21 protein-coding genes and 1 tRNA gene are annotated in these 25,553 nt (G+C 70.3%); 15 read left to right on the top strand and 7 right to left on the bottom strand.

All coding sequences use genetic code 11. The features are described 5' to 3' along the window. Positions 1-18: 18 nt before the first annotated feature. Positions 19-495 carry an Lrp/AsnC family transcriptional regulator gene (locus GPZ80_RS05555; RefSeq protein ID WP_166657898.1) on the bottom strand — a complete coding sequence of 159 codons (477 nt, stop codon included), beginning with the start codon at positions 493-495 and terminating at the stop codon, positions 19-21. 136 nt (positions 496-631) lie between these two features. Between GPZ80_RS05555 and GPZ80_RS05560 the strand changes: the two genes are divergently transcribed. Then, complete coding sequence (locus GPZ80_RS05560) at positions 632-4,054, top strand: indolepyruvate ferredoxin oxidoreductase family protein (protein WP_187218698.1); 3,423 nt, start codon at positions 632-634, stop codon at positions 4,052-4,054. 136 nt (positions 4,055-4,190) lie between these two features. Beyond that, positions 4,191-5,564 carry a S8 family peptidase gene (locus tag GPZ80_RS05565; RefSeq protein WP_222718866.1) on the top strand — a complete coding sequence of 458 codons (1,374 nt, stop codon included), beginning with the start codon at positions 4,191-4,193 and terminating at the stop codon, positions 5,562-5,564. A gap of 211 nt (positions 5,565-5,775) precedes the next feature. Here GPZ80_RS05565 and GPZ80_RS05570 read toward each other — a convergent pair whose 3' ends face one another. After that, positions 5,776-6,222, bottom strand: coding sequence for a hypothetical protein (locus tag GPZ80_RS05570; protein WP_187218701.1), 447 nt, complete (start codon positions 6,220-6,222; stop codon positions 5,776-5,778). A gap of 63 nt (positions 6,223-6,285) precedes the next feature. Between GPZ80_RS05570 and GPZ80_RS05575 the strand changes: the two genes are divergently transcribed. After that, a complete protein-coding gene (locus GPZ80_RS05575) occupies positions 6,286-7,245 on the top strand; it encodes a helix-turn-helix transcriptional regulator (RefSeq protein WP_187218702.1) in 960 nt (319 codons plus the stop codon). Between the two features lie 20 nt (positions 7,246-7,265). Further along, positions 7,266-7,889, top strand: coding sequence for a signal protein (locus GPZ80_RS05580; protein ID WP_187218704.1), 624 nt, complete (start codon positions 7,266-7,268; stop codon positions 7,887-7,889). Between the two features lie 413 nt (positions 7,890-8,302). Here GPZ80_RS05580 and GPZ80_RS05590 read toward each other — a convergent pair. Together GPZ80_RS05590 and GPZ80_RS05595 are read right to left on the bottom strand one after the other, a co-directional pair. After that, positions 8,303-8,375 (bottom strand) — tRNA-Lys (locus GPZ80_RS05590). 92 nt (positions 8,376-8,467) lie between these two features. After that, positions 8,468-9,553: a LysR family transcriptional regulator gene (locus GPZ80_RS05595; protein WP_246476778.1), complete on the bottom strand. Its 1,086-nt coding sequence runs from the start codon at positions 9,551-9,553 to the stop codon at positions 8,468-8,470. Positions 9,554-9,703: 150 nt separating this feature from the next. On the opposite strand from GPZ80_RS05595, the gene GPZ80_RS05600 reads away from it, so the two are divergent. Beyond that, positions 9,704-10,606: a trypsin-like serine protease gene (locus tag GPZ80_RS05600; protein WP_312880131.1), complete on the top strand. Its 903-nt coding sequence runs from the start codon at positions 9,704-9,706 to the stop codon at positions 10,604-10,606. Positions 10,607-10,631: 25 nt separating this feature from the next. On the opposite strand, the gene GPZ80_RS05605 is transcribed toward GPZ80_RS05600, so the two are convergent. Further along, positions 10,632-11,183: a VanZ family protein gene (locus GPZ80_RS05605; RefSeq protein ID WP_187218709.1), complete on the bottom strand. Its 552-nt coding sequence runs from the start codon at positions 11,181-11,183 to the stop codon at positions 10,632-10,634. A gap of 242 nt (positions 11,184-11,425) precedes the next feature. Beyond that, complete coding sequence (locus GPZ80_RS05610; RefSeq protein ID WP_187218711.1) at positions 11,426-12,310, bottom strand: XRE family transcriptional regulator; 885 nt, start codon at positions 12,308-12,310, stop codon at positions 11,426-11,428. 114 nt (positions 12,311-12,424) lie between these two features. Here GPZ80_RS05610 and GPZ80_RS05615 point away from each other — a divergent pair, with 114 nt between their 5' ends. The 10 genes from GPZ80_RS05615 to phoU all read left to right on the top strand — a co-directional run bounded on the left by GPZ80_RS05615 (position 12,425) and on the right by phoU (position 24,767). Then, the gene (locus tag GPZ80_RS05615) at positions 12,425-13,408 is read left to right on the top strand and encodes a small ribosomal subunit Rsm22 family protein (protein ID WP_187218713.1); all 984 of its coding nucleotides are present in this window, start codon (positions 12,425-12,427) and stop codon (positions 13,406-13,408) included. Between the two features lie 459 nt (positions 13,409-13,867). Then, the gene (locus GPZ80_RS05620; protein ID WP_187218715.1) at positions 13,868-14,815 is read left to right on the top strand and encodes a phosphotransferase; all 948 of its coding nucleotides are present in this window, start codon (positions 13,868-13,870) and stop codon (positions 14,813-14,815) included. Between the two features lie 41 nt (positions 14,816-14,856). Next, on the top strand, positions 14,857-15,360 hold the full coding sequence (locus GPZ80_RS05625) for a CYTH domain-containing protein (protein ID WP_187218717.1): 504 nt from the start codon (positions 14,857-14,859) through the stop codon (positions 15,358-15,360). Positions 15,361-15,379: 19 nt separating this feature from the next. Further along, positions 15,380-16,162: a hypothetical protein gene (locus GPZ80_RS05630; RefSeq protein WP_187218720.1), complete on the top strand. Its 783-nt coding sequence runs from the start codon at positions 15,380-15,382 to the stop codon at positions 16,160-16,162. A 62-nt stretch (positions 16,163-16,224) separates the two neighbouring features. Then, on the top strand, positions 16,225-17,103 hold the full coding sequence (locus GPZ80_RS05635; RefSeq protein WP_187219011.1) for a polysaccharide deacetylase family protein: 879 nt from the start codon (positions 16,225-16,227) through the stop codon (positions 17,101-17,103). Positions 17,104-17,579: 476 nt separating this feature from the next. Then, positions 17,580-18,710 (top strand): tRNA dihydrouridine synthase DusB, encoded by a 1,131-nt coding sequence (dusB, locus tag GPZ80_RS05640; protein ID WP_187219013.1) that lies wholly within the window; start codon positions 17,580-17,582, stop codon positions 18,708-18,710. A gap of 1 nt (position 18,711) precedes the next feature. Next, positions 18,712-19,170 (top strand): hypothetical protein, encoded by a 459-nt coding sequence (locus GPZ80_RS05645; RefSeq protein WP_187218722.1) that lies wholly within the window; start codon positions 18,712-18,714, stop codon positions 19,168-19,170. 161 nt (positions 19,171-19,331) lie between these two features. Continuing rightward, positions 19,332-20,267, top strand: coding sequence for a GGDEF domain-containing protein (locus tag GPZ80_RS05650; protein WP_187218724.1), 936 nt, complete (start codon positions 19,332-19,334; stop codon positions 20,265-20,267). Between the two features lie 219 nt (positions 20,268-20,486). Further along, the gene (locus tag GPZ80_RS33615; RefSeq protein ID WP_222718868.1) at positions 20,487-24,023 is read left to right on the top strand and encodes an LCP family protein; all 3,537 of its coding nucleotides are present in this window, start codon (positions 20,487-20,489) and stop codon (positions 24,021-24,023) included. Positions 24,024-24,098: 75 nt separating this feature from the next. Continuing rightward, the gene (gene phoU / locus GPZ80_RS05660) at positions 24,099-24,767 is read left to right on the top strand and encodes a phosphate signaling complex protein PhoU (RefSeq protein WP_187218725.1); all 669 of its coding nucleotides are present in this window, start codon (positions 24,099-24,101) and stop codon (positions 24,765-24,767) included. A gap of 18 nt (positions 24,768-24,785) precedes the next feature. Here phoU and GPZ80_RS05665 read toward each other — a convergent pair whose 3' ends face one another. Beyond that, entirely contained in the window at positions 24,786-25,553 is a 768-nt protein-coding gene (locus GPZ80_RS05665; RefSeq protein ID WP_187218727.1) for an ESX secretion-associated protein EspG, read from the bottom strand.

Consider the following 25,553-nt stretch of genomic DNA (forward strand, 5'->3'; position numbering starts at 1 on the left):
CGCGATGGTGGGGCGCGATCAAGGGATGGCGCGTTCCAGGGCGTCGAGTAGTGGGGCGACCCGGTACGGGATCTGTTCGGTCATCGCGACGGCCGTGGTGCTGCGGATGACGCCTCGGCAGGCCAGCACCGCGTTGATCACTTCGTGCAGGTGCCGGGTGTTGCGGGCGGCGACGCGAACCAGCAGGTCGCCGTCGCCTGCGATGCCGTGGGCCTCCAGGACGAACGGGACGACGGCCAGGTCTTCGATCGCCGATCCCAGCCTTCCCTGTGCCACCTGCACCGTCAGGAAGGCTGTCACCTCGACGCCCAGTTCGGTGTAGTCCACTGAGCGGCCGCGCATGCCCACGACCCCCTGGCGTTCCAGGCGGGCGACGCGGGCGTGGGCGGTGTTGCGGGCGATGCCCAGACGTTCCGCCAGTTCGGTGATGCCGATGCGCGGGCTCGCCACCAGTTCGCGGATGACCCGCAGGTCAAGGCGGTTCAGCATGCCCATGCTGCGCAACCTCCTCACTGGACGCGGACCAGATTTGAGCAATTCGCTCAAATTCCACCTCACAGTCTTGCACTACGCTCACTGCGGGCCGTCTCCTTGCCCGCGACGCGCAGGCCGATGAGAGGTGTCGACGACCATGACGGAGCTGTTCGAGGGGTACCGCCCCGCTGACGTCGTGCGCCGGACCTCGGGTCTGGGCGCCATGACCGGGGTGCAGGCCCTCGGCAAGCTGCTGGTCGACCAGCACCGCGCCGACCAGGCCCGGGGCTGGAAGACCGCAGGGCTCGTGTCCGGCTACCGGGGGTCGCCGCTCGCCGGGCTCGACCAGGTGCTCGACCGCAACGCCGACCTGCTCGCCGAGCACGACATCAAGTTCATCCCCGGCGTCAACGAGGAGCTGGGCGCGACCGTCGTCTACGGCTCCCAGCTCGCCCCGCAGCTGCCCGATCCGACCTTCGAGGGCGTCTTCGGCCTCTGGTACGGCAAGGCGCCCGGGGTGGACCGCTCCGTCGACGCGTTCAAGCACGGCACCTGGATGGGCACCACCCCGCGCGGCGGTGTGCTCGTCGTCGCCGGTGACGACCCCGCCAGCAAGTCGTCGTCGCTGCCGTCCAACTCCACGATGGCGCTGGCCGAGTCGCTCATGCCGGTGCTGGCGCCGGTCGACGTCGCCGACGTGCTGCGACTGGGGCGCTTCGGCTTCGAGATGTCGCGGTTCAGCGGCGCGTGGACCGGGTTCACCGTGGTCACCAACATCGGCGACGCCTACGAGATCGTCGACCTTGGCGCGACGCCGGAGATCGTGGTCCCCGAGTTCGAGTGGGACGGGCGGCCGTGGCGGCCCACCCACAAGCCCGGCGTCGGTATCCCCGAGGCGCTGGCGATGGAGCGCGAGGTGCTCGACGGCAGGCTCGCCGCCGCCGTCGCGTTCGGCGCGGCCAACGGCCTGGACCGCATCGAGGGCGCGGTGTCGGACGCGCGCATCGGCCTGGTCGCCTCCGGCCACAACTACGCCTCCCTGCGCGACGCGCTGCAGCGCCTCGGCCTGACCGAGGACGCGCTTCGCGCACGCGGGATCCGGGTGCTGCGGCTCGGCATGGTCCACCCGCTCGACCGGGACCTGCTGTTCCGCTTCGCCGACGGCCTCGACGAGATGGTCGTCATCGAGGACAAGCGCCCGTTCATCGAGACGCTGATCAAGGAAGCGCTGTTCGACAAGGCCGTCCGGCCGCGCGTCTACGGGAAGCAGGGCCCCGAGGGGAAGACGCTCATCCCGGTCCACGGCGCGCTGGAGTCCGATCGAATTGTGGCCGCTCTGGGACGATTTCTTGCCGACCGGGTCGGCCGCGAGCACGTCGACCTGCGGCACCCGGCGTTCAAGCCGCGGCTGCCCGCGCTGACGCTCACCCCGGTCAACCGCACGCCGTTCTTCTGTTCCGGCTGCCCCCACAACCGCTCCACCGAGACCCCGGACGGGTCGCTGGCGGGCGCGGGCATCGGCTGCCACGCGATGACCACGTTCATGGACCGCAGCGTCGGCTTCACGCAGATGGGCGGCGAGGGAGTCAGCTGGGTGGGCGCGGCGCCGTTCACCGGCACGACGCACCTGTTCCAGAACCTCGGCGACGGCACGTTCTTCCACTCCGGCAGCCTCGCCGTGCGCCAGGCCGTCGCGGCGAACACCAACATCACCTTCAAGCTGCTCTACAACGCCGCGGTCGCGATGACCGGCGGCCAGCACGCCGACGGGTCGGTCGACCCGGCCGCGGTGACCCGGATGCTGCACGCCGAAGGTGTCGTCAAGACCGTTGTGGTCTCCGACGAGCCGCGCAAGTACCCGCGCTCGACGAAGTGGGCGCCGGGCGTGAAGGTCCGCCACCGCGACGACCTGGACGAGGTCCAGCGCGAGCTGCGCGAGACCGAGGGCGTCACGGTGATCCTCTACGACCAGGAGTGCGCCGCGGAGAAGCGCCGCAAGCGCAAGCGCGGGCTGGCACCCGACCCGGCGAAGCGGGTAATGATCAACGAGTCGGTGTGCGAGGGCTGCGGCGACTGCGGGCAGAAGTCCAACTGCCTGAGCGTCGAGCCGACCGACACCGAGTTCGGCCGCAAGACCCAGATCGACCAGACGTCGTGCAACAAGGACTACTCCTGCCTGCTCGGCGACTGTCCGTCGTTCCTCACGGTCATCCCCGGCACCGGCAAGAAGCGGCTGGTCCGCGACGAACTGCCCGCCGACCTGCCCGAACCCGACTCACGGCCGACCTCGGCGAACCTCGTGATGGTCGGCATCGGCGGCACCGGCGTCGTCACGACCAACCAGGTGCTCGCCACCGCGGCCCTGATCAGCGGCCTCGACGCGCGGGCACTCGACCAGACCGGGCTGAGCCAGAAGGCCGGCGCGGTGGTCTCCCACCTGCGCATCACCCCGGAGCCGACGTCGCTGCCCGGGCTCGTGCCCGCGGGCACCGCCACCGGCTACCTCGCCTTCGACGCGCTGGCCGCGACCACCGACGTCAACCTCTCGCGGTGCTCGGACCAGACCATCGCGGTCGTGTCCACCTCCGAGGTCCCGACCGGGCGGATGGTCGTCGACCCGGCGGCGTCCTACCCGGGGCGGGAGGACCTGCTCGGCAAGATCTCCGGGCGGACCAAGTCGGTGCACGCCTTCGACGCTCTCGACCTGGCGGAACGGCTCTTCGGCAGCACGGCGGCGGCCAACTTCCTCGTCGTCGGCGCGGCCTATCAGGCCGGGCTGCTGCCGCTGACCGCGTCGGCCATCGAGCGGGCCGTCGAGCTCAACGGCGTCGGCGTGGCCACGACCATCCAGGCGTTCCGCGCGGGCCGCAAGGTCGTGCAGGACCCGACCTGGATCAGCTCGGCGAAGCCCACCGCGGCCCCGGTGGAAGGCACCGAGCTGGAGCGCCTGCTGGCGATCCGGGTGCCGGAGCTGACCGCGTACCAGAACGCCGACTACGCCCGCCGCTACACCGACGTCGTGTCCACTGTGGAAGCGGCCGAGCGGGCGCTGGGCCTGCCTGGCACGCCACTGGCGGAGGCGGTCGCGCGGAACCTGTTCAAGCTCATGGCCTACAAGGACGAGTACGAGGTGGCCCGGCTGCACCTCGACCCGGAGCTGCGGGCGTCGGTCGAGGAGAAGTTCGGCGCGGGCGCCACGATCGGCTACCAGCTGCACCCGCCGATGCTGCGGGCCATGGGGATGAAGCGGAAGCTCACGCTCAAGCGGACGGCCGGTCCGGCGTTCAAGGTGCTGCGCGCGCTTCGCGGACTTCGCGGCACCGCTTTCGACCCGTTCGGCTACGCCCACCTGCGCAAGGTGGAACGTGCGTTGATCAGCGAATACATCGCGGTGATCGAGCGGATCTCGGCTGAAATGACCACCGAGAGCCACGCTGTGGCCTGCGAATTGGCGGCGCTGCCGGATTCGGTGCGCGGCTACGAGGAGATCAAGGTGGCTTCCATCAATCGTTACCGAGAGCGGAGTCAGGGTCTACTGGATCGATTCGACCAGGCGAATCGCCCTCTGGAAAGGGTCTAGACCCTCCCTCAACTGGCAACTGTGAACGGTTTCGGAGCGTCATAACTCGACCTAAGTTCCCTCTCGAATGGTGAAGGCAATGTTCACCCGAAGGTGCATGCCGTCACCGGTTGCGCATTCACGAGAGGACCTCTTGATGAAGAAGCGGTACACCGCCGCGCTCGCCACCCTGGGCCTGGCTTTCGCCGGGTTCGCGGTTCCGACGCTGGCAGGAACGGCACAGGCTGGTCAGGACGAGGCGATCGAGGCTGGCTACGACCAGTTCATCGTCACCTTCGCCGACTCGGCGAAGTCCCGTGGCCTCGCCCACAAGGGTGTCACCCAGGTGCGCGAGCTCGAGTCGGGCAGCGTCGTCGTCAAGCCGTCCCGTGGCCTCGGCCGCAACGGCACGGCCGCGCTGATCAACGACCTACGCAAGCAGGCCGGTGTCGTGAGCGTCGAGCCCGACCTGATCATGACCGCCACCGCTGTCCCCACCGACACTCGCTACAGCGAGCAGTGGGACCTCTTCGAGCCGACCGCCGGCATGAACGCCCCCGGCGCGTGGACCACGGCTGACGGCGCGGGCGTGACCGTCGCGGTCATCGACACCGGCATCGTGAAGCACTCCGACCTCGACGGGAACGTGCTGCCCGGCTACGACTTCATCAGCGACGCCACCAGCGCCCGCGACGGCAACGGCCGCGACGCGAACCCGAACGACGAGGGTGACTGGTACGCGGCGGGCGAGTGCGGCGGCGCGGCCAACCCGAGCAACTCGAGCTGGCACGGCAGCCACGTCGCGGGCACCATCGCGGCGGTCAGCGACAACGCCAACGGCATCACCGGCATCGCGGCGAAAGCCAAGATCGTCCCCGTCCGCGTCCTGGGCAAGTGTGGTGGCCGCACCTCCGACATCGCCGACGCCATCACCTGGGCGTCGGGCGGCAGGGTCCGCGGCGTGCCCGCGAACGCCAACCCGGCCAAGGTCCTGAACCTCAGCCTCGGCGGCAGTGGCAGCTGCGCCCGCGCCTACCAGCGCGCCATCGACGGCGCCGTCTCCCGCGGCACCACCGTCGTCATCGCGGCGGGCAACTCGAACTCCAACGTCTCGGGCTTCACCCCGGCCAACTGCAACAACGTGGTCTCGGTGGCCGCCAGCGACCGCGAGGGCAACCGCGCGTGGTACTCGAACTACGGCAGCCTGATCGACGTCGCCGCCCCCGGTGGCGAGGTTCGCAACGAGACCGACCCGTCCGGCAGCCGCACCAAGCCGCAGGACGGCATCCTCTCGACGATCAACGCGGGCGCGACCGTGCAGACGACCGAGGACTACAAGACGTTCATGGGCACCAGCATGGCCGCTCCGCACGTCGCGGGCCTGGTCGCCCTGATGCTCGGCGAGAAGCCGCTGACCCCGGCCCAGGTCGAGGCAGCGCTGAAGGCCAACGTCCGCCCCCTCCCCGGCGTCTGCGCCGAAGGCTGCGGCGCGGGCCTGATCGACGCGACGAAGACCATCGCGAACATCTGACACACCTGAGATAGCCCCGAAAGGGCGGCTGCCACCACCCCCCTGTGGCAGCCGCCCTTTCTTGTCCCCCCAGTCCTCCGCACCCCGCGCACTTCGCCGACCGGTCCCAAACCGTTCCGGACCCGCGAAGTACGGGACTTTGGTGGCGAGGACGAGTACAAGGCACCGGCTTAACCCCCGGGAGCCACCGGAAACGCGGTGCCACGAAGAGTCAGCGAGACAACTCCATCACCCAGTTGATCTCCCAGCTCTCCCCGTCGTCCACCGAGAATCCCTGCCGCCAGGTAGCCGAGTCGGGCGAGTTCACGGTCCACAGGTAGCTGACCTTCACCCGCCGCCCCTCGAACTCGTCCCAGCCGTAGAACTTTCCCTCGCCGTCCGAGCCGAAGTTCCCGAACACCGGCGCCTGCAACACCCCCGTCCGGCTGCTGATCCAGTAGATCGCCCACTGTTCCGCCGCAACGTCCCAAGTCCGCAGTGTCATCCCAGCGGACCCCTTGGTGGGAAACGAAACCTCATCGACGTTGCCGCCGAAGAACGGTCGGCACGTCGACACCGCGGGGAACTCGTCCCACTCGTCGCTGCCGGTCAGCGGTGCGAGCAGCCTGCGGTTGAGCACGTTCCAGCTGCCATGAAGAAAGTCGAACCCCTTGGTCATGACCGCGACGCTAGCGGGGTATCACTGACATCTTCTGTCAGTGATACCTGCGAGAATTCCGCCATGCGCGCGAGCAGACTGGTCTCCCTTCTCCTGCTCCTGCAGACCCGCGGCAGGATGACCGCCCAGGAACTCGCCACCGAGCTCGAAGTGTCGATCCGCACCGTCTACCGCGACGTCGACGCCCTCCACGCCGCGGGCATCCCCCTGTACGGCAACGCGGGCCCCGCGGGCGGATACCAACTGCTCGGCGGCTACCGCTCCAAGCTCACGGGACTCACCAGCGACGAAGCCGAGTCCCTGTTCCTGATGCCCGGACCCGCCGCCGAACTGGGTCTCGGCTCGGTGGTCGCCGCAGCACAGCTCAAGATGGTCGCGGCCCTGCCCGAAGAGCTGCGCGACCGGGCGGGCCGCATCACCTCTCGGTTCCATTTGGACACCCCGGGCTGGTACCAGGCCGACGAGACGCCGCACCTCGCCGCCGTCGCGGGCGCGGTGTGGAACCAGCGGGTGATCGACGTGCGCTACCGCCGCTGGAAAGCGCCCCGTGAGGTGACCCGCACGTTGCGGCCCTACGGCGTCGTACTGAAAGCGGGCCGCTGGTACCTGGTGGCGCAGGGCTCGACCACGGTGTCGACGTACCGGGTCTCCGCGATCCTGGACCTCGAGGTGTCCACGGAAACGTTCGAGCGCCCCGATTTCGATCTCGTCGCCTACTGGAAGTCCTACGTGGAAGAGTTCCTGTCCTGGCGCATGCGCGGAACGGCGACCGTCGAGCTGTCCCCGCGCGGAGTGGAGCGGCTGCCGGACATCCTGTCCGCCGAGACCGTGCGGGCGGTCGCGGACACCGGCGAGCCCGGCACGCGTCCACAATGGACTCGCGCGGTGATCCCCGTCGAATCCCCCGACCACACCGTCAGCGACTTGCTGCGGCTGGGCGCGGACATCGAGATCATCGAACCGCCGGAACTCCGACAACTGTTCGCGAAGACGGTCACGGAATTGGCGGGCCTCTACACCTGACCACCGCATATGCTTCCGCGGTGCGCAGAACGATTGTCCTGGCGGCGTTGCTGGCCGCGGGCTGTGGGACCACCGGCCCCGCCGAACCTCCTCCCCCTTCGCCGACCGGCGAGCGCGGTTCCGCACTGGACGAGGCCGCCATCCAGACCGCGTGGTGGACTTGGGCGGCAGGCTCCCCGCCCGCGACCAACCCGGTCATGGACCTGACGGGCGAGGACTGCGCGGTCGACCAGCCCGCCACGGGTCCTTGGTTCCTCGCGGGCACATTCGGCGAGACGGCGACGCGCAGGTGCGCGGCTCCGGCGGGACGGATGCTGGTCGCACCAGTGGTGAACCGGGTCGCGCGCGACGCCACGGGCTGCCGGGTATTCCTCAGTGGCGCGTCGGGCGCGGTGGCGGTCGACGGCGAGACACAGACTCTCCTGCGGTGGAGCGGTTCCGACATCACGGTTCGGGGCGTCGCGGACAACCCGGTGAGCGACAAGGCGGGTAGGTTCAGCGGCCGAGCGTGCGGGCTGTGGGTCGCCATCGCACCGCTGCCGCCAGGCGACCACACGATCACCATCCGCGGCGACGCCGGGACTCTCTCCGTGTCGGTGGACTATCACCTCACGGTGTCGCCCGCGGACCCGAGCGCCGCCTGAGAGTCGCGGTCAGCCGACCGTCGCGCGCCGCGGTTGTAGTAGAAGGCGGTGATGCCCATGAGAACGCCCCACACGACGAACCACGGGCCCCACAGGTAGAGGTGGCCATAGAAGCCAGAACTCCACCTGCGACCTTGACGACTCCCGCGAACCACACCGCGAGATGGATGCCCGGATCACCCGCCTCGATCAGCCGCACCGCCTCGCGGCCGACCGTGTCGAGGGCGAAGGTGCCGCCGGAACCCCAGTAGAAGCTGGTCAGTGCGTACAGGAAGGCGCACCCCGCGGTCGCATATCCCGCCCACCGACCGGACTGAGTTGTGCTGACCATCGTTCCCCCCGGAAGTCGAAGCCACGGTAGTAAATTCAACGCGTGGCGAAACCGGATCGACCAGGGCCGACGGGGGAGGTTGTGGGGCGCCCGGGGCTCGAACCCGGAACCTACTGATTAAAAGTCAGCAGCTCTACCGATTGAGCTAACGCCCCCTCCGCTGCGCGAGTGTACCGGGTGCCGCACGCTGGGGAGGGGTGACTGGGTGATCAGCGGGCGCATCCCGGGGGGACAGGGTGTCCCGCGCCTATCCCATTCGGGCATCAAAAACGCTGATGGCCGCAAACTGGCAATGGCGTTGATGGCGGATAGCAGACATTTCGTGAATCCGCCTACTGCGGTCGACTGGGCCTCGGGAGAAGCCGTGCGGCGTCGAGTTCGGCGTGGTGTTCCGGATGACTGGTCCACCACTTCGCGTAATAGGGATTGCGCGCGACAATGGTGAGTAGGCGTGTGCGACGCAGGCGGTGATCTCATGTCTGCGGTCGGCCCACAGACCGTCCGAGCGCATGGCCAACAGCACCGGGGTGATCAGCGGCGTGCCGCGCAGCGGGCGCACGACGATCCCGTGGCCGTCGATCGAGGCGGGTTGGAGCAGACAGACCGCGCCGCCCGCGGTGAGTGTCATGGCGGTCCGCGCGTCGCTGACCTGGTGGGTGAGGCGGGGCAGGAAACCGGCCGCGTCGCACGCGTGGCGGAGCTGGATGCGCAGGCCGTCCACGTCCGGCGGCGGCACCACCCAGTCTCGGCGAGCCAGGTCGGCGAGGTCGATTTCGTCGGCTCCGGAGAGCGGGTCGTTCTCGCTCAGGCCGACGAACTGCGGCTCACCGACCAGGGAACGAACCTCGACACCGGCAAGTTTTCGCTGCTCAAGACCCTCGGACCACTCGAACACAGCGAGGTCCGCGCGACCTGACGCGACCAGGTCCAGGACGCACGACCCGGCCGTGTAGGTCTGCACCCGCACCTTCGCGCAGCGGATCCACGCGGCCAGTTCGGAGACCACCGTCCCGGTGAACAGCATCGGTATCGAGGCGAAAACCAGCGACGTGTCCGCCGCCGAGCGGGTCTTCGGGTCGCCCATGTTCAGCAGCGTCTTGACGTCGTCGAGCACCACCCGGGCCGAGCGGATGAGGCTGCGGCCCAACTCGGTCGGCACGCTGCCCGACGGGGACCGCTCGAACAGGTCGCCGCCGATCAGCCGCTCGATGGAGCGCAGCTGAGTGGTCAACGCGGGCTGCGACACACCGATTCTCGCCGCCGCCTTCGACACGCTTCCTTCCTCGGCGATCGCGCAGATCGTCCGCAGGTGTCTTAGTTCCAAGTTCGCCATAACCGCAATTAATACCTCGTTTAGATGAGCTTTGGTCAGAAAGCTGGACCATATTTCGCTGCACGGATACCTGCGTCCGAGTTTTACACCCCGCATTTGAGAGGATCCCGCACGCGGCTCAGGAAAGCTGCGCTCGCGGCGAGTCTCACCGTGACCGCGATCGGTGTGGCGGTCGTCGCGCCGTCCGCGTTCGCCGCGCCGCCGCCCGCCGAGGACAACGTGGCCCAACCGATGATCATCGGTGGCGGCGACGCCGGCCAGACCTACTCGTTCATGGTGTCCCTGCAGACATCGCAAGGGCACTACTGCGGCGGTTCGCTGATCGCCCCGCAGTGGGTGGCGACCGCCGCGCACTGCGTCGGCAGCCTGACTCAGGCGCGGGTCGGCACCACCACATGGAATTCCGGCGGCACGCTGGTACGGATCGCGTCGCAGACGAAGAGCCAGGACGGGCGCGACTTCGCTCTGGTCAAGCTCGCTTCCGCCGTGCAGCAGGCGCCGATCGCCATCGCCGCCGACCCGGGCCCGGCGGGCACCGTCACCCGGCTCATCGGCTGGGGCCAGACCTGCCCGACCCGCGGCTGCGGCGGCCCGCCGACGAACCTGCGCGAGATCGACGTCAAGGTCCTCAGCTCCGGCCGCACGGACGACTTCGACTCCACCAAGGAGATCTGTCTCGGCGACAAGCCCAACACCGGTGCCTGCTACGGCGACTCGGGCGGCCCGTCGGTGCGCCAGGTCAACGGCCGCTGGGAGCTGACCGGCGCGACCAGCCGGGCGGGCAGGGGTCAGGACACCTGCGGCACAGCGCCCGCGATCTACATGAACGTTCCGGCGTACAAGAACTGGATCAACCAGACCACCGGCGGCGGCGGCACGCCGACGCCGTCGCCGACGTGCTCGGACGTCCAGCCGTGGAACCCGAATGTCTGGTACTCGCCAGGCAACCGCGTCTCCTACAGCGGCCACCGCTGGGAAGCGACCTGGTACACCTCAGGCCAGGCTCCCGGATCGTCCCAGTGGAGCAACTGGCGCGACCTCGGCTCCTGCTGACCGTCGCGGATGAACCCGGGTGCCGTCACCGCCGCGTGGTGGCGGCATCCGGTTCCGTGTCCCGCCCGCGCACCGGGACAAGCAGGCCGATCGCCCACGCCGCCGCCACGGCGATCACACCGCCGGCGGTGTTGTTGTAAAAGTCCTGCGAATCGCAGACACCCACCGCGATAAGCGCTTGGGTGAGTTCGATTCCCGCGCTGAGCGCGGCGCAAGAGATCATCACCAGCAACGGCCTGCGCACAGTCAAAGTGGCGAAGAACGCGAACGGCATGAGCATGTAGAAGTTCAACCGCTGTTTCGTACTCGCCAACGCGAAATCATTCTCGACGCAGCGGCGAAACGGGTCCATGGTGGCGATGTCCGGGTCCAGCACACCGGATCTGCCCAACGTGACGGCCAGCGCGAGCGCGAGCCCGAAGCCCGCGAGCACCGCCGGAACCCGAGGCCAGTTCCGCCATCCAGCCAGCACAAACGCCGCGAACCCGATCACCACGCAACCCGCCACCATCGCGGCGGCCACCAGTGGCTGGTTCAGTATTCGCTCGGCAAGATCGGCGTCCTGACCCACACGCATCTTCGCCCCCCAGGCATAGTCGGCTCTCCACTGGAAGACGTTTGGCGGCCAGGAAGGTTGAGCTGAACCCGAAGATCCATTTCCGCCCCGACCAAGCATCCGCACAGGATGGATGACGGCCGGCGGGACAGACCAACTTTCACCTTACCCACACCGGAATTCCCTGACCTGACCCACAACCCAGCATTTCCTCACCCACCCAGCAGGCACCCGCCAGAGCCGGCAGGAAGACCTGCGGCGGATCAGTCCCAGTCCCAGCGAAACCCAAAACACCCCGGCCCGAAATCCAACGCCACGCTGTGCACCGTGTGCCGGTGATCAACCGCCATCGGCCGCACCCGCTCGGCATTGCCCGCGGTCCGGGCGAACTGCTCGCACCGCCCAGGCGCGGCGGCCGGGTCGAAGCACACCTCCAGCACGTACTCACGCACCGGCAGCCGGAACTTGCGCTCGTAGTTGGTGGCCAACGGATGCGGCGGCCTGCTGATCAGTTCGTGTTCGAGGACGATCGTCTCGCCTCGGCGAAGTGGTGCGTCGAAGACGAGTTCGGCGACCAGCAGCCCGCTCTGCGGCCTGCTGATGGTCCGCCCGAGGTGGCAGTTGCGCAGCGGCCGGATCGTCGGCAGGGCGCGGTCGTGCTCGTCGATGTGGTTGATGACGATCCAGCGGTCCGGCCCGTCCGCCTCGGCCCGCAGCACCTGCCGCGAGGTCGACGTCCGCTCGCCCCGGTCGCCGCCGACGACGACCCGGTCGTGCTGGCTGAGCCGGGTCAGCCGGTCGTCCCAGCCGATGTCGACCTCGCTGACCGCGTCCTCCACCCGGGTCTCCCGCGGCCAGAACGCGCCCATCGCCGGGCGGTGCGGGTCGATCAGCGCGGTCAGCGCGCCGCGCGGAACGTCCAGGATGTCCTCGAGGTGCCGCACCACGGCGAGCGACGACTGCCGCGCCGGGCGGCTGCGGCCGGTCTGCCAGTAGCTCAGCGTCGCCAGGCTGACCGACACCCCGCGCCTGCTCAGCCGGTCCTGGATCCGTACCAGCCCGAGGCCCTTGGCATCGATCGCCGAGCGGAGGGCGGCCGCGAAGGACGGCATGGTGTCCTCGTAGGCGAAGTCGGGCTCACTGAACATCGCGGGCTCCTGATCTGGTCGTGCCGATGGTCGTGCCACCGCCGGACGAGGTCAAGGCCCGGTCATTACCACCCAGGTGGGCCGACCGGGATTGACCAGGCATGATTCGAAGCCGTGTCCACCCTCCCCGCCGAGCTCGCAGGCGCCCTCGACGACGCCCTCGGGCGGTTCCCGACCTCGCAGGTCACGACGGCTGTGGAGGCGCTCATCGAGCGGTACCGCGGTGGTGTCGACCCGTCGTCGCCCGTGCTCGACAAGGACCTGACGGTGGCGGCCTACGCGGCCTACCGCATGCCCGCGACCTTCGCCGCGGTGTCGGCCGCGCTGCGCCACGCGGCCGTCCTGGCCCCCGAGTTCCAGCCGAAGTCGATGGTGGACGTCGGCGGCGGCACGGGGACGTCGGTGTGGGCGGCCCAGGCGGTGTGGCCGTCGCTGGCGGAGGTGACCGTGCTGGAGCAGTCGGCGCCCGCGATCGCCCTGGGCCGCAAGCTGGCGGAGCGGTCGTCGGAGCCCGCTCTGCGATCAGCCCGGTGGGAGCGCGCGGTCATCGGGAGCAGCGTGGCCAAGCCCGCCGCCGACCTGGTGACGCTGTCCTACGTGCTGGGGGAGTTGGCGGAGTCGTCGCGGGCGGCGGTGGTGCGCTCGCTCGCCCAGGACGCGGGGCTGCTGGTGCTGGTCGAGCCCGGCACGCCCGCGGGCTATGAGCGGATCGTCGCGGCCCGCGACCTGCTCATCGCCGACGGGATGAAGGTGTTGGCGCCGTGTCCGCACGAGCGCGCGTGCCCGATTCCACGCGGCCAGGACTGGTGCCACTTCGCCGAACGGCTCAACCGGACCGCGCTGCACCGGCGGATCAAGTCCGCGACGCTCGCGCACGAGGACGAGAAGTACTCCTACGTCGCCCTCACCCGCGCCGACCTGCCGCACGTCGACAACCGGGTCCTGCGCCACCCGTTCAAGCGCAAGGGACTGGTTTCGCTGAGCCTGTGCACGGGCGCGGACGGGCTCGCCGAAGCCAAGATCACCAAACGCGATCCCGACGCGTACAGGCGGGCCCGCGACGTGGAGTGGGGCGACGGCTGGAGTTCGGGCACATGATCGACATCACAGGTCTCAGTGTGCGCTAACAAGGGAGAAATCCCTTGCCTGCCAAGCGAAATGGCCGCCCACAACCGTCAACCAAGGGGACCGTGACGGCGGCCACCACGGTGCCCCCTGAACCGGCAGGTGCCCACGATCAGGACCAACACACAAAATTCCGGGAAGGCGGGACAGATGCGCGCCGTGACACCGTCTTGGCAGGCACCGCCGCCGCGGTCGCGCTCGCCGCGGGCACCGCGCGGGCCGCGCCGCCAACTCGATCTTCCTCTACACCGGCTCCAGCGGCCACCGCGCCACCAGCGGCGACAACGGTGTCGCGGACGGCGTGTTCGCCTCCTACACCTGCCAGGCGGGCGTCGCGGGCTACCGCCTCTCGGTGACCGGCTGATCCACCGCCCAGGGGCGCCCATCGCGGCGCCCTGGGCGTTTCGGTCCGCGTTTGGAAGGCTGGTGGCCATGGGATTCGAACTGTGGTCGTCGTCGGCATGGGTGGAGCAGGCGACGGCGTGGCTGGACGAGCGGCTCGCCGCCGCGGGCATCGAGCGGACCGGCCCGGTCGAGCAGCCGCGCGTGCGGCCGTGGTCGACCCAGCTGACCGCGCCGACCACGGTCGGAACCGTGTGGCTCAAGGCGGTCAACCCGCCGAACGCCTTCGAGGCCGGGCTGTACGACGTGCTGCACGAGCTGATCCCGCACCGCGTCCTCGAACCGATCGCCACCGACGCCGAGCGCGGCTGGATGCTGCTGCCCGACGGCGGCCGCACGCTCGCCGAGCGCGACCTCGCCGAGGACGACCTGGTCAAGGTGCTGACCGAGGTCATACCGCGCTACGGGCTGCTGCAGCGCGACCTCGCCCCGCACGTCGACCGGATGCTCGCCGCGGGCGTCACCGACATGCGGCCCACGGTGATGCCGCAACGGTTCGAGGAGGCCCTCGCCGTGGTGGGCGGCCTGCCCGCGGTCGCCGCGAAGTCCGGCGAGTTCGCCGACTGGTGCGCCCGGCTGGCTCTCTCCCCGGTCCCGCCCAGCCTGGACCACAACGACTTGCACGTGGGCAACATCCTGCTCGCCGATCTGGCCGAGCCCGACGCGGTGCGCTTCTACGACTGGGGCGACGCCGTCGTCGCGCACCCGTTCGCCGCGATGTTCGTGCCGCTCAAGGTCCTCTCCGACCTGCTGGGCAAGCAGACGACCGGCGTGCTGCGAGTGCGCGACGCCTACCTCGAGGTCTTCGCCGACCTCGGGTCACGCGCGGAGCTGGTCGCCGAGCTGGACCTGGCATGCCGGGTCGCGAAGGTCGCGCGGACCCTGGTCTGGGCGCGGGCGGTCGCCGTCTCGCCGGGGGACTGGGCCGACGCGCCACGCGAGACGCTCATGAGCCTGCTCGCCGAGTCCTACTACTGAGGGCGGTGGACGGCGCGGACCCGGCCTGACAGCCTGGCGCGATGGAGGAAATCGAGCGGAAGTTCCTGGTGGCGGACGACTCGTGGCGGTCGTCGGTGATCTCGACGAACCGGATGGTGCAGGCGTACCTCGCCATCGGCGAACGCGCGCAGGTGCGGGTGCGCAGCTCCGGCGACAAGGCGTGGGTGACGGTCAAGGGCCAGGCCAAGGGGATCTCCCGGCCGGAGTTCGAGACCGAGGTGCCGGTGGACTTCGTCGAAGGCGTGCGCTCCTCGGGGCTGTGCGAGGGCTCACCGGTGGAGAAGGACCGCCACGTCGTCGACGTCGACGGGTATCTGTTCGAAGTGGACGTGTTCCTCGGCGACAACGCCGGGCTTGTGCTCGCCGAACTGGAACTGGACACTGCCGACGCCGAGTTCCCCCGCCCGCCGTGGTTGGGCGAAGAGGTCACCGACGACAAGCGGTACCGCAACGCCTACCTCGCGACGAACCCGTGGGCGAGCTGGAACCAAGGCGGGGACATGGACGTCTACCCGTCGACTTAGATCTCAGAGGGGACGACACATGGCGGACATCGAGTACCGGTTCGGCACCGGCGAGGGCGACCCGAACGTGCACCACGGCCAGGCCAATGTGGACGTGGACGGCGACGGCACGGCGGACGCGATCGCCGTCGACTTCGACGGTGACGGCCGCTACGACGACGCCATGTGGGACTCCGACGGCGACGGCGTCGCCGACACGGCGCTGCTCGATCACGACAACGACGGGGTGGCCGAGTCGGCGTACTCCGACCCGACCGGGCTGGGCACGTGGAACGCCAAGGGCCAGGGCGGCGAGCCGAAGGCCGAACCGCAGGCGGAGGACGTCCCGGAGAAGGACGCCGCGCCGGACGACCAGTCGCAGGACCAGCCGTCCGACGTCCCCGAGGAGGACACGCCCGCGAAGGACGCGCCCGTGGAGGACAAGGGCGAGAACGTCCCCACCGAGAACAAGGAAGAGCCCCAGGACCACGAGCCCAGGGACGAGGATGGTTCCAAGGAGGACGGACCCAAGGACGAGGGCGGCGCCAAGGGCGAGGACGGTTCGGGCGGCGAGCCGGACTCGGGTTTCGAGAACATCCCGGCGGACGTCGAGTTCGAGAATGAGTCCGGGGAGTCCGAGGGGTCTGACGGCTCCGGGGAGTCCGACCAGCCGCCTGCCGCCGAGGAGGAAGAGCCCGCCGCCGAAGAGGAGCCGCCCGCGGAGGACGACACCCTCGACGACGGCGCGTTCGCCGACGCCGACCTGTTCCAGGCCGACGACACCGCCGACACCGGGCTGTCGGACTGGTACTCGGAGCTGTAGGCCCCGGACCAGGGCGGCTCCGCCAAGATCGACTGGTCAGGCCCTAGCCTGATGGCGTGGGGATGACACTCAGCAGGCGGGCACTGCTCACCGCGGGCGCGGTGGGCGCGCTCAGCGCCTGCACGCCACCGCAGCCCCGCCCGCGGGCGACCGAGCCGACTTCCGCGCCGAGCCCGTCACCGAGTCCGTCGCCGATTTCGCCTCCCGCACCCACGACGACGGCCTCACCGGCGCCGGTCTCCACCACACCGCCTGCCGCGCGGGCGGCCGTGGTGAGCCGCTACCGGGCGGCCCGGCCCACCCGGTTCGGCCTGACCGTGCCGGGCGTGATCAACCGCCTGCCGTCGTCCGGCGTCGCCCTGACCTTCGACGCGTGCGGCGGTCCCGGCGGCGCCCAGTACGACGCCGCGCTGATCAAGACCCTGCGCGACCTCGGCACCCCCGCCACGCTGTTCCTCAACGCCCGCTGGATCGAGGCCAACCCGGCGACCTTCCGCGACCTGGCCGCCGACCCGCTCTTCGACATCGCCAACCACGGCACCAGACACCTGCCGCTCTCGGTCGCAGGCCGCTCGGCCTACGGCATCGCGGGCACTCGCGACGCCGGCGAGGCCTACGACGAGATCGCGGGCAACCACCAGTTGCTCACCCAGGCACTCGGCCACCCGCCCGCGTTCTTCCGCTCCGGCACCGCCCACTACGACGACGTGGCCACGAAGATCGTCGCCGAGCTGGGCGAACAGGTCATCGGTTTCGACGTCAACGCCGACAGCGGCGCCCGCGCGAGCCTGCCGCAGATCACCGCGGCCATGGCGGGGGTACGTCCGGGTTCGATCGTCATCGCCCACATGAACCGCCCCAGCGGCGCAACCGCGAAGGGCATGGCCGCCGCCCTGCCACCCCTGCTGGCCGCCGGGACGCGGTTCGTGCACCTGCGCTGATCACGTTCGTCGCCTTCGGCCAATCCTGTACGACGTGCGGGCAGCAGCAGTCGCAGGACCGTGAGCGCCCGCTCGCCGCGCTCACCTGGCACCGCCACCGCGATCACTCCCGCGAGCAGGACCAGCAGCGCGGAGGGCACGTATCTGAGCAGCACGGCAACCGCGAGCAGCGGCACGGGCAGCCGTGTCAGCACTTGGACAAACGTGGGCATGGAGCGTTCTCCCTCGTCGGGCCGGGGGAAACGCGCGCGAACAGCATCGGCGTCCTCCGTCGACCGCTGGAGAAGGAACGCCCGCACCTCCACGGCCGGCCCGAATACACGATTCGGCCCACCGAGCCAGGAACAGACGACCTCGGACTTCACGATGATCGCAAAACCGCCCTACCGCGCATAGAGCCAGTCGGCCGCACCTGGTGCTGTAGCCCAGGTCACGATTCCAGGACCCGAACGGCACTCGGTTAGCCTTGAGGCGTGATGTCCCAGGTCCAGCCCCTCATGATCGGCCCGTACAAGGTCGATCCTGGAGTCGTGCTCGCCCCGATGGCGGGCATCACGAACGTGGCTTTCCGCACGCTGTGTCGGGAGTTCGGCAGCCCCACCTCCCTCTACGTCTGCGAGATGATCACCGCCAGGGCGATCGTCGAGCGGGACCCGAAGACGATGGAAATGATCACCTTCGGCGCCGACGAGCACCCGCGGTCCATGCAGCTCTACAGCGTGGACCCGGCCAACATGCGTGAAGCGGTCAAGATCATCGTGGCGGAGAACCTGGCCGACCACATCGACATGAACTTCGGCTGTCCCGTCCCGAAGGTCACCCGCAAGGGCGGTGGGGCGGCCCTGCCGTACAAGCGCCGGTTGTTCGGCGAGATCGTCGCCGCCGCCGTGCGCAACGCGGGCGATCTGCCGGTCACCGTGAAATTCCGGGTCGGCATCGACGACGAGCACGTCACCTACCTCGACGCGGGGCGCATCGCCGAGGCCGAGGGCGCAGTGGCGGTCGCGCTGCACGCGCGGACCGCGGCGCAGCGGTACTCGGGACAGGCGGACTGGTCGCGGATCGCGCGGCTCAAGGAAGCGGTGACGACCATCCCGGTGCTGGGCAACGGCGACATCTTCAGCGCGACCGACGCCCTCAAGATGGTGGAGCAGACCGGGTGCGACGGTGTCGTCGTCGGCCGGGGCTGCCTCGGCAGGCCGTGGCTGTTCGCCGAGTTGCACGCCGCCTTCACCGGCGCCCCGATCCCCGACGGGCCGAACCTGGGCACCGTCGGCCGCATCCTCTTCCGGCACGCCACGCTCCTCGCCGACCACCTCGGCGCCGAGAAGGGCCTGCGCGACCTGCGCAAGCACATGGCCTGGTACCTGCGCGGCTTTCCGATCGGCGGCGACCTGCGCACCCGGTTCGCGATGGTGTCCGGGCTCGACGAACTGGCCGACCTGATCGGACAGCTCGACCCGACGGCCCCCTACCCCGAGGAGGCCGAAGGGCCGCGTGGGCGCCAGGGTTCGCCGGGCAAGGTCGTGCTTCCGGAAGGGTGGCTCGACGATCCCGACGACGCCGCCGTGCCCGCGGGCGCGGAACTGATGCACTCCGGGGGCTGACATGCGGTGGGCTCTGGGGGTCTTACTCGTCGTGGCCACCGCGTCGGGCTGCTCGACGACCGTGGTCGGGCGCGCGCTGCCCGCGGGCGGGGAGAGCGCGCCGGAAGTCGAACGCGAACTCATCGGCCAGTACTTCACCGACTTCAACGAGGCCGCCGACGAGGGCCCGCAGGCGCAGCGCGCCTATCTGCGGCGCACGCAGCACCCCGACTTCACCGACCGCACCTGCGACCTGGGCGACCTCGTGCTCACCGTGGAGCCCGCGCTGTCGACCCTGCGCGCGGACGCGAAGTGGAAGCCCGAGGACGCGAGCAAGCGCCCCCGCGGTTCCGTGTACGTCGTCGGTGTCTCGGTGCGCATCCGGCGGGACAACGCGACCCTGGCCGAGCAGATCGGGTCGCAGCGGATCGTCGTGCTCGACGGCCGCGCCTACGGCTTCGCGCCGTGCCCGACCCGCTGATCCATTCGGGTACCCGAATGGGCGCTTAGCGCAACAGCGCTCAGTGAGCGTCACCGGCTTGGCGCAGCGTTCAGTCCACCAGTAGGGGGAATTCCCGGCTTCAGTCGTCCCGTCCGCTCAAGCCTCGCGTCAATACAGACGACACACCACGTAGGTAGGAGGTGACCGCGGTGGCCGCACTGGGACGAGGCGTCGCCGAGCCTGAGCCCGCCCAGCGGGCCCGGGACAGCGGCTGGCGCAACGAGCCGACGGTTCCCCTGCGTCGGTCCGCGCTCTCCGAAACCGCGGATCCGGACTCCGCCGCCGCCGGGCCGCCCGCAGACGCGGCGAACCTTGTGAGTCTGCACGAGTCGATCGCCGCGCTGCTCGCCTCGCGCGGGCAGTACCGCCAGGCCTACCAGCACCTGCGGTCCGCCTTGGACCTTATGTCCGAACTCAGCGCGCCCCCGCAGATCCCTGAGCAGTTCCGCCGCGAGGTCGACCGGCTGCGCCGCGAGCACGCCGAAGCTCACGAGCAGAGCATCCGCGACAGCCTGACCGCCAGCTACAACCGGCGCTACCTCGACCAGCGGCTGGTCGAGGTCGTCAGCGAGCAGAGCCACGCCCACGGGCTCGCCGTCGCGCTGGTGGACCTCGACTGGTTCAAGCAGGTGAACGACACCTTCGGCCACCTCGTCGGCGACCGGGTACTCCAGCGGGTCGTCGAGTTGCTGCAGCAAGGCCTGCCCGAGGGGGCGTTCTGCGCCCGCTACGGCGGGGAGGAGTTCGTTCTCGTCCTGCCCGGCGTCGACCGTCCGACAGCGGTCACGCTGGCTGAGACCGCACGCGCGCGCGTAGAGACCTACGCGTGGTCCTCGTTGGTCCTCGGACTGCGCGTGACGGTCAGCATCGGCCTGTCGCACGAACCGGCGTCGCACGTGGCGCACAACACACCCGCGTCTCCCGAGCGGCAACTGCGCGACGCCGACACCCTGCTCTACACAGCGAAACAGTCGGGCCGCAACGCCGTCGCCTATCTGCTCGACGGCAAGGCTCACCTGGCCGGACCGGCTTCGGGCAGGCGTGCGGTCACTGTTCCGCGACCAATCCAGCCCTGATACCGCCCTCAGCGGGCGATGCTCGCCCGATTGGGCTAGTGGTATCCGCGTAATTGCGTACCGTTAGTGAACAAATCCCGCCATGCGGTCGTCACGACCGCCCCTGCGGCCGTACTATCGCCTCCGCCTGCCACGATTAGGTGGGCAACCGCACGCAGTCCCACAACGTGTTGATAACCACCTGACAACGGTTCGAGCAGAACTTCGGAAGGAGCCCGGGTGCGCGACAATCTCGACCCCGACTCCGGACGTGCGACTCAGGGTGGCAAACGACGTGCTCCCGAACCCGACGAGGCGCCCCGCCGCAGGCGCCGGTCGATGGAGGCGTCCGGCGGGGTCAGCGTCTCGGATCTGGTAGAGCGGCACACAGGGTCGCGAACGAATCTCCAGCCCGTGCCGCCCCCGCCGCACAGACCGGCGGAGAAACCCGTCGATCCGCCCACCCCGCATTACGTCGCACCTCCTGAGCCCCCGGCCAAGCACGGCACCGGTGAGTTCCCGGCAGGCCCAGCCGCCGATGTCACGCCGCACGCCCCTCGATCCGGCCGCCGCCGCGCCGTCGAGGATGACCCCCGCCCCAACCTCGCCGACGCCTTCGGTCGCCCTCAGCCCGAGCCGCCGCGCGCGATCCTGCACGCGCCCATCCCGGCCGACCTCGCCGTGCCGCCGACCGGGACCGACAACGCCCCGCGCAGGCCGGTGCCGGTCGAGCAGGTGCACCGCATGGTGGAGGTCAAGCCGGAGGAGCCCGCGCGGCCCGCGCCACGCCCTCCGGTGGACCGGCCCCGCGCCGACGTGGGCCAGCACTCGATCCCGATGGCGCCCGTCGTGCCGCCGCGGCCGACCGCGCCCGCCCCCATGCCACCGCCCCGGCAGGCGGAGCCGCGCCAGATCCCGATGGACCCGGCGCCCCGTCCCGCCGAGGTTCCCCACGGCGAGCAGCGCACCGGCGCCCGACCCATCCCGGTGGACCCGCCCCAGGGCTACCGACATGTCGAACCGCACCAGGGCCGCCCCATTCCGATGGACCCCGCGCCCCGGCCCGGCGACCTCGACCACCGCCGCGAGCCCGCTGAAGCCCAGCGCACGGGTGCCCGCCCGATTCCCATGGCCCCCGCGCCCGGCCGCGGGCCCGCAGACTCGGGGCCACTCCCGCTCGATCCGCGCGCACAGCGACCCGCGGGCGGCATCGACCCGGCCCACCGCACCGGAGCACGGCCCATCCCCGTGGAACCGCGCAGGCAGGCGGATCCGGGCCACGAGCCTCGCCCCGGCCAGAGCAGCGGCTACCGCGCCACACCTGCGGGCCCCCAGGGCAACGGATACCCGGGCAACGGCTCCGAGGCCCCGCAGGGCAACGGATACCGGCCCGCTCCGCCGCAGGGCGGCTACCAGCCCACCGGCGGGCACGGGCGGCCCGATTCCCCGCAGGGCTACCGTCCCGCCCCCCAGAACCCCGGCTACCGGCCTGACACGCCCTATGACGGCGAGCAGGACCACAGGCCGAACACCGTTGATCCAGGCGGCCGACGCGGCCCGCTCCCCGGTGAGGCCCAAGGGAACCGGGGCGGTGGCCGCCCCGGCGAACACCCGATGGACCCCGCCGCCCGGGGCTCCCGCCCGCTGCCCGGCGACGGCAGGCCGCCGCGCGGTCCCCGGCCGGTCGACGGCATGCCCCCGCGCGGCCCGATGCCCACCGCAGCCGTCTCGGTCGACGCGATCCTGTCGGGCGCGGTCGACACGGGCAGCCATCCCCGCCCCAGGCCCGACACGGACGTCGGCCAGGCCACCGGCCACTACCCGCCGCCCGGTCAGGACTCGCTGCCCGGAAGCCAGGCGCGGCCGATGATTCCCCGGCAGATTCCGCCCGGGCAGTCGTCGATGCCGCCCCGACCCGACCCCGACGAAGCGCTGAAGCCTTCCGCGCCCCCGGCTCCCGCCGCGTCGCCCGAAGAGCTCATCGGGATGACCACCGAGATGGAAGCCATCGGTGAGCACACCCAGAAGCGCAGGCGCGTCGATCAGACGCTCGCCCGCTTCTCCAAGGTGCACGACGAGCTCAAAGCCGAGGAACGCGCCCGCAAGTCCAAGTTCAGCAAGCTGAACCCCTGGGCCGCGCAGGACGCCGAGCTCAACGAGCACCTCGAGGAACTCGCGATGGTCCCCGGCGAGCCGACCGCGCTGGTCGCGTCGGTCGGAGTCGTCGCGATCGACGGGGCCGACGAGGACGAGCCGCCCGCCGGGACCCGGCTGCAGGAGAAGAAGGTCCGCAAGCAGACGCAGTCGTCCAAGATCGCCAAGATCGTCGCGGGCACCATGGCCGCGCTCGTCTTCCTCGCGACCGGTGTCAGCTGGGGCTTCAAGAAATGGGCCGACGACAGCATTCCCCACATCCGCGCGCTCGACCCGAACTCCAAGGCCATCCAGAACCCGGAGGCCCAGCGCGGCGACGAGAACTTCCTGCTCGTCGGCTCCGACTCGCGGGAAGGCGCCGCGGGCGAAGACGGCGTGGGCAACGCGAACCAGGTCCCGGGCGCCCGCTCGGACACCATGATGATCGCGCACGTGCCCGCCGACCGGTCGCGCGTGGTGATCGTGTCCTTTCCGCGTGACCTTGAGATCAAGCGCCCGGAATGCGAGCGGTTCGACTCCAAGACGGGCACGTACACCGGCGAACGCGTCCCCGGGCAGAAGATCGCCAAGATGAACACGGCGTACCAGGTCGGTGGGCCGCTGTGCGCCACGAAGGTCGTGCAGGAGATCTCCGGGCTGCGGATCACCCGGTTCGTGGGCATCGACTTCAACGGCTTCAAAGGCATGGTCGACGCGGTCGACGGTGTGAACGTGTGCGTCGAGAAGCCGATGTTCGACACGTTCCTCAACAAGTGGATCGTCAAGGACGCGGGCAAGGCCGTCGAGCTGCGCGGCGACCAGGCCCTGGACTTCGTCCGGGCCCGGCATGTGAAAGGCGACATCACCTCCGACTACGGCCGGATCAAGCGCCAGCAGCGCTTCCTGTCGTCCCTGCTGCGCAAGGCCATGTCGAGCCAGGTCCTGCTCGACCCGGGCAAGCTGACGGACTTCGCCACCTCCTTCGCCAAGGCCACCTTCGGCGACAACATCGACATCGACGCGCTCCTGGGCCTCGGGCAGTCGATGCAGGGCCTTGAGGCGGGCCGGGTCACGTTCGTGACGGTCCCGACCGTGGGCGACGCGAACGAACGCGGCAACGAGGTGCTCCTGCAGGAGCCGACGAACGCGCTGTTCCGGGCCATCGTCAACGACCAGCCGCTGCCCGGGGAGAAGCCCGCGGGCAGCCAGCCGCTCGCCTCCGGCAGCCAGCAGGCGTTGCCGCAGTCCGCGCCGCTGCGCCAGCAGGGGCCGGTCGACCCGAAGACGCTCAAGATCCAGGTGCTCAACGGCGGCAACACCAGCGGCGGCATCGCCCGCAGGACCGCGGACAAGCTCACCGCGCTGGGCTACCAGGTCGTCAATGTCAACGCCGCGCCCGCCGTGCCGAAGACCGTGGTCCGCTACGGCAAGGGCAAGGAAGCCGAGGCGAAGACGTTGGCGTCATCGGTGCCGGGTGCGGTCATCGAGGAGGACGCGGCCTCGGTCGGCGCGATCGTGCTGATCATCGGGCCGGAGTACAAGGGCGAGGTCGTGGCCCCCACCGGCCAGGTGGCCCAGCCCGCCCCGGAGAAGCTGCCCGCCAACCTGTCCACGGTGAACGGCGGCGACGTCACCTGCGCGTAGGGCGTTCTCGCGTGGTTCACCATGGATTCACCTCACGATGGGGTGCGCTGCCGCGCGTCCCTCTAGGCTGTGCGCATGCGTGAGGCTTACCATTCCGAACTCGGCGTGCTCGCCGACCAGCTCGCGGCCATGTGTTCGATGGTCGCCGAGGCCATGGAGCTCGCCACGCGCGCGCTGCTCGACGCCAACCTGACCATCGCCGAACAGGTGATCAGCGGCGACGAGAAGATCGACGACGCCCGCTCCGCCTGCGAGGAGCACGCCTACTCGCTGCTCGCGCTGCAGGCGCCCGTCGCGACCGACCTGCGCACCGTGCTCGCGGCCATCCACGCCGCCGAGAGCCTGGAGCGCATGGGCGACCTCGCGCTGCACGTGGCCAAGGCCGCGCGGCGCAGGCACCCCGCGCCGGTGCTCCCCGACGACGTGCGCGGCTACTTCGCCGAGCTGGGCCGGGTCACCGTGCAGCTCGCCCGCAAGGCCGAGGTCATCATCCGCACCCAGGACGTCGAAGCCGCGCGCGCTCTCGAGGACGACGACGATGTGGTCGACGACCTGCACCGGCACCTGTTCACGGTGATCATGGACAAGGACTGGCAGCACGGTGTCCCGTCGGCCGTCGACGTCACCCTGCTCGGCCGCTTCTACGAGCGCTACGCCGACCACGCGGTGTCCGTGGCCAAGCGGGTCGTGTTCGTCGTTACCGGCCGGATGCCCGGCTCGGTCAGCGAGGACGACGACCTGTAGCGGCCGCGCGCCGCGGCCCTATGGCCGCGGCGCGACCGACTCGATCAGCTCACCGAGCTGCTGGGTCAGGCGGACGCTGTCTGCGGGCGAGTAGGTCGCGCGGATCGAGCCGTCGGGGCTGGGCCGCGACAGCGACAGGTAGCGACCGGCGTCGGTGTCGATCCAGCTGACCGTGCCCGCGTCGGCCTGCCGCCCGCGCCTGCCGCGCGTGGTGACGGTGAACATGCCGAACCCGGTGCGCGGCCGCTCCAGCATCGCCGCCGCCATCCGCAGCTGCGCCTCCGAAGTCGATCGGGGCGCCCGCACCTGCTGGACGAACCCGTCGTCGGACTTCGGCTGCGGCGGGGCCTCGACGACCTGCACGGACTGCCCCGGCCCGGCCGCCATGCCCGGCAGCAGGCCGACCAGCGACCGGGCGAGCCCGGCCGGGCTGATCAGCTCGAACCGGATGGTCTGCCCCTCCTGCACGGCCAGCACCGCCGTCGTCCCGGCCGCGGCCGCGCGGGCGCGCACCGGCCGGTCCTTCTCGACGGTGCCCATCATGCCGATACCGATGTCGTGGTCGCCCGTGACGGTCAGCGCCGCCTCGAGGTCGGCGTCGAGCTGGTTGCGCCGCACCAGACCCCGGTTGGCCAGATCGGTGAAGACCGCCTTCGCGATGCGATTGCGGTCCTCCTCCAGCTGCCCGAAGCTCGGGATCTCGAACGGGAACTGCCTGCAGCTGATCCGCAGCAGCTGCGACAACATGTCCACTGCCGCGAGCGACAGTGAGAACGACCTAGGCAT

Origin of the sequence: Actinokineospora xionganensis (assembly GCF_014323725.1) — a bacterium.
GTDB classification, from domain to species: domain Bacteria; phylum Actinomycetota; class Actinomycetes; order Mycobacteriales; family Pseudonocardiaceae; genus Actinokineospora; species Actinokineospora xionganensis.

Coding starts and splice junctions, on each gene's coding strand:
- dusB (WP_187219013.1), top strand. CDS start 17,580: ATGTCCCAGGTCCAGCCCCTCATGATCGGCCCGTACAAGGTCGATCCT.
- GPZ80_RS05635 (WP_187219011.1), top strand. CDS start 16,225: ATGACACTCAGCAGGCGGGCACTGCTCACCGCGGGCGCGGTGGGCGCG.
- GPZ80_RS05645 (WP_187218722.1), top strand. CDS start 18,712: ATGCGGTGGGCTCTGGGGGTCTTACTCGTCGTGGCCACCGCGTCGGGC.
- GPZ80_RS05630 (WP_187218720.1), top strand. CDS start 15,380: ATGGCGGACATCGAGTACCGGTTCGGCACCGGCGAGGGCGACCCGAAC.
- GPZ80_RS05575 (WP_187218702.1), top strand. CDS start 6,286: ATGCGCGCGAGCAGACTGGTCTCCCTTCTCCTGCTCCTGCAGACCCGC.
- GPZ80_RS05610 (WP_187218711.1), bottom strand. CDS start 12,310: ATGTTCAGTGAGCCCGACTTCGCCTACGAGGACACCATGCCGTCCTTC.
- GPZ80_RS05595 (WP_246476778.1), bottom strand. CDS start 9,553: ATGGCGAACTTGGAACTAAGACACCTGCGGACGATCTGCGCGATCGCC.
- phoU (WP_187218725.1), top strand. CDS start 24,099: ATGCGTGAGGCTTACCATTCCGAACTCGGCGTGCTCGCCGACCAGCTC.
- GPZ80_RS05625 (WP_187218717.1), top strand. CDS start 14,857: ATGGAGGAAATCGAGCGGAAGTTCCTGGTGGCGGACGACTCGTGGCGG.
- GPZ80_RS05560 (WP_187218698.1), top strand. CDS start 632: ATGACGGAGCTGTTCGAGGGGTACCGCCCCGCTGACGTCGTGCGCCGG.
- GPZ80_RS05665 (WP_187218727.1), bottom strand. CDS start 25,553: ATGCCTAGGTCGTTCTCACTGTCGCTCGCGGCAGTGGACATGTTGTCG.
- GPZ80_RS05605 (WP_187218709.1), bottom strand. CDS start 11,183: ATGCGTGTGGGTCAGGACGCCGATCTTGCCGAGCGAATACTGAACCAG.
- GPZ80_RS05565 (WP_222718866.1), top strand. CDS start 4,191: ATGAAGAAGCGGTACACCGCCGCGCTCGCCACCCTGGGCCTGGCTTTC.
- GPZ80_RS05620 (WP_187218715.1), top strand. CDS start 13,868: ATGGGATTCGAACTGTGGTCGTCGTCGGCATGGGTGGAGCAGGCGACG.
- GPZ80_RS05555 (WP_166657898.1), bottom strand. CDS start 495: ATGGGCATGCTGAACCGCCTTGACCTGCGGGTCATCCGCGAACTGGTG.
- GPZ80_RS05570 (WP_187218701.1), bottom strand. CDS start 6,222: ATGACCAAGGGGTTCGACTTTCTTCATGGCAGCTGGAACGTGCTCAAC.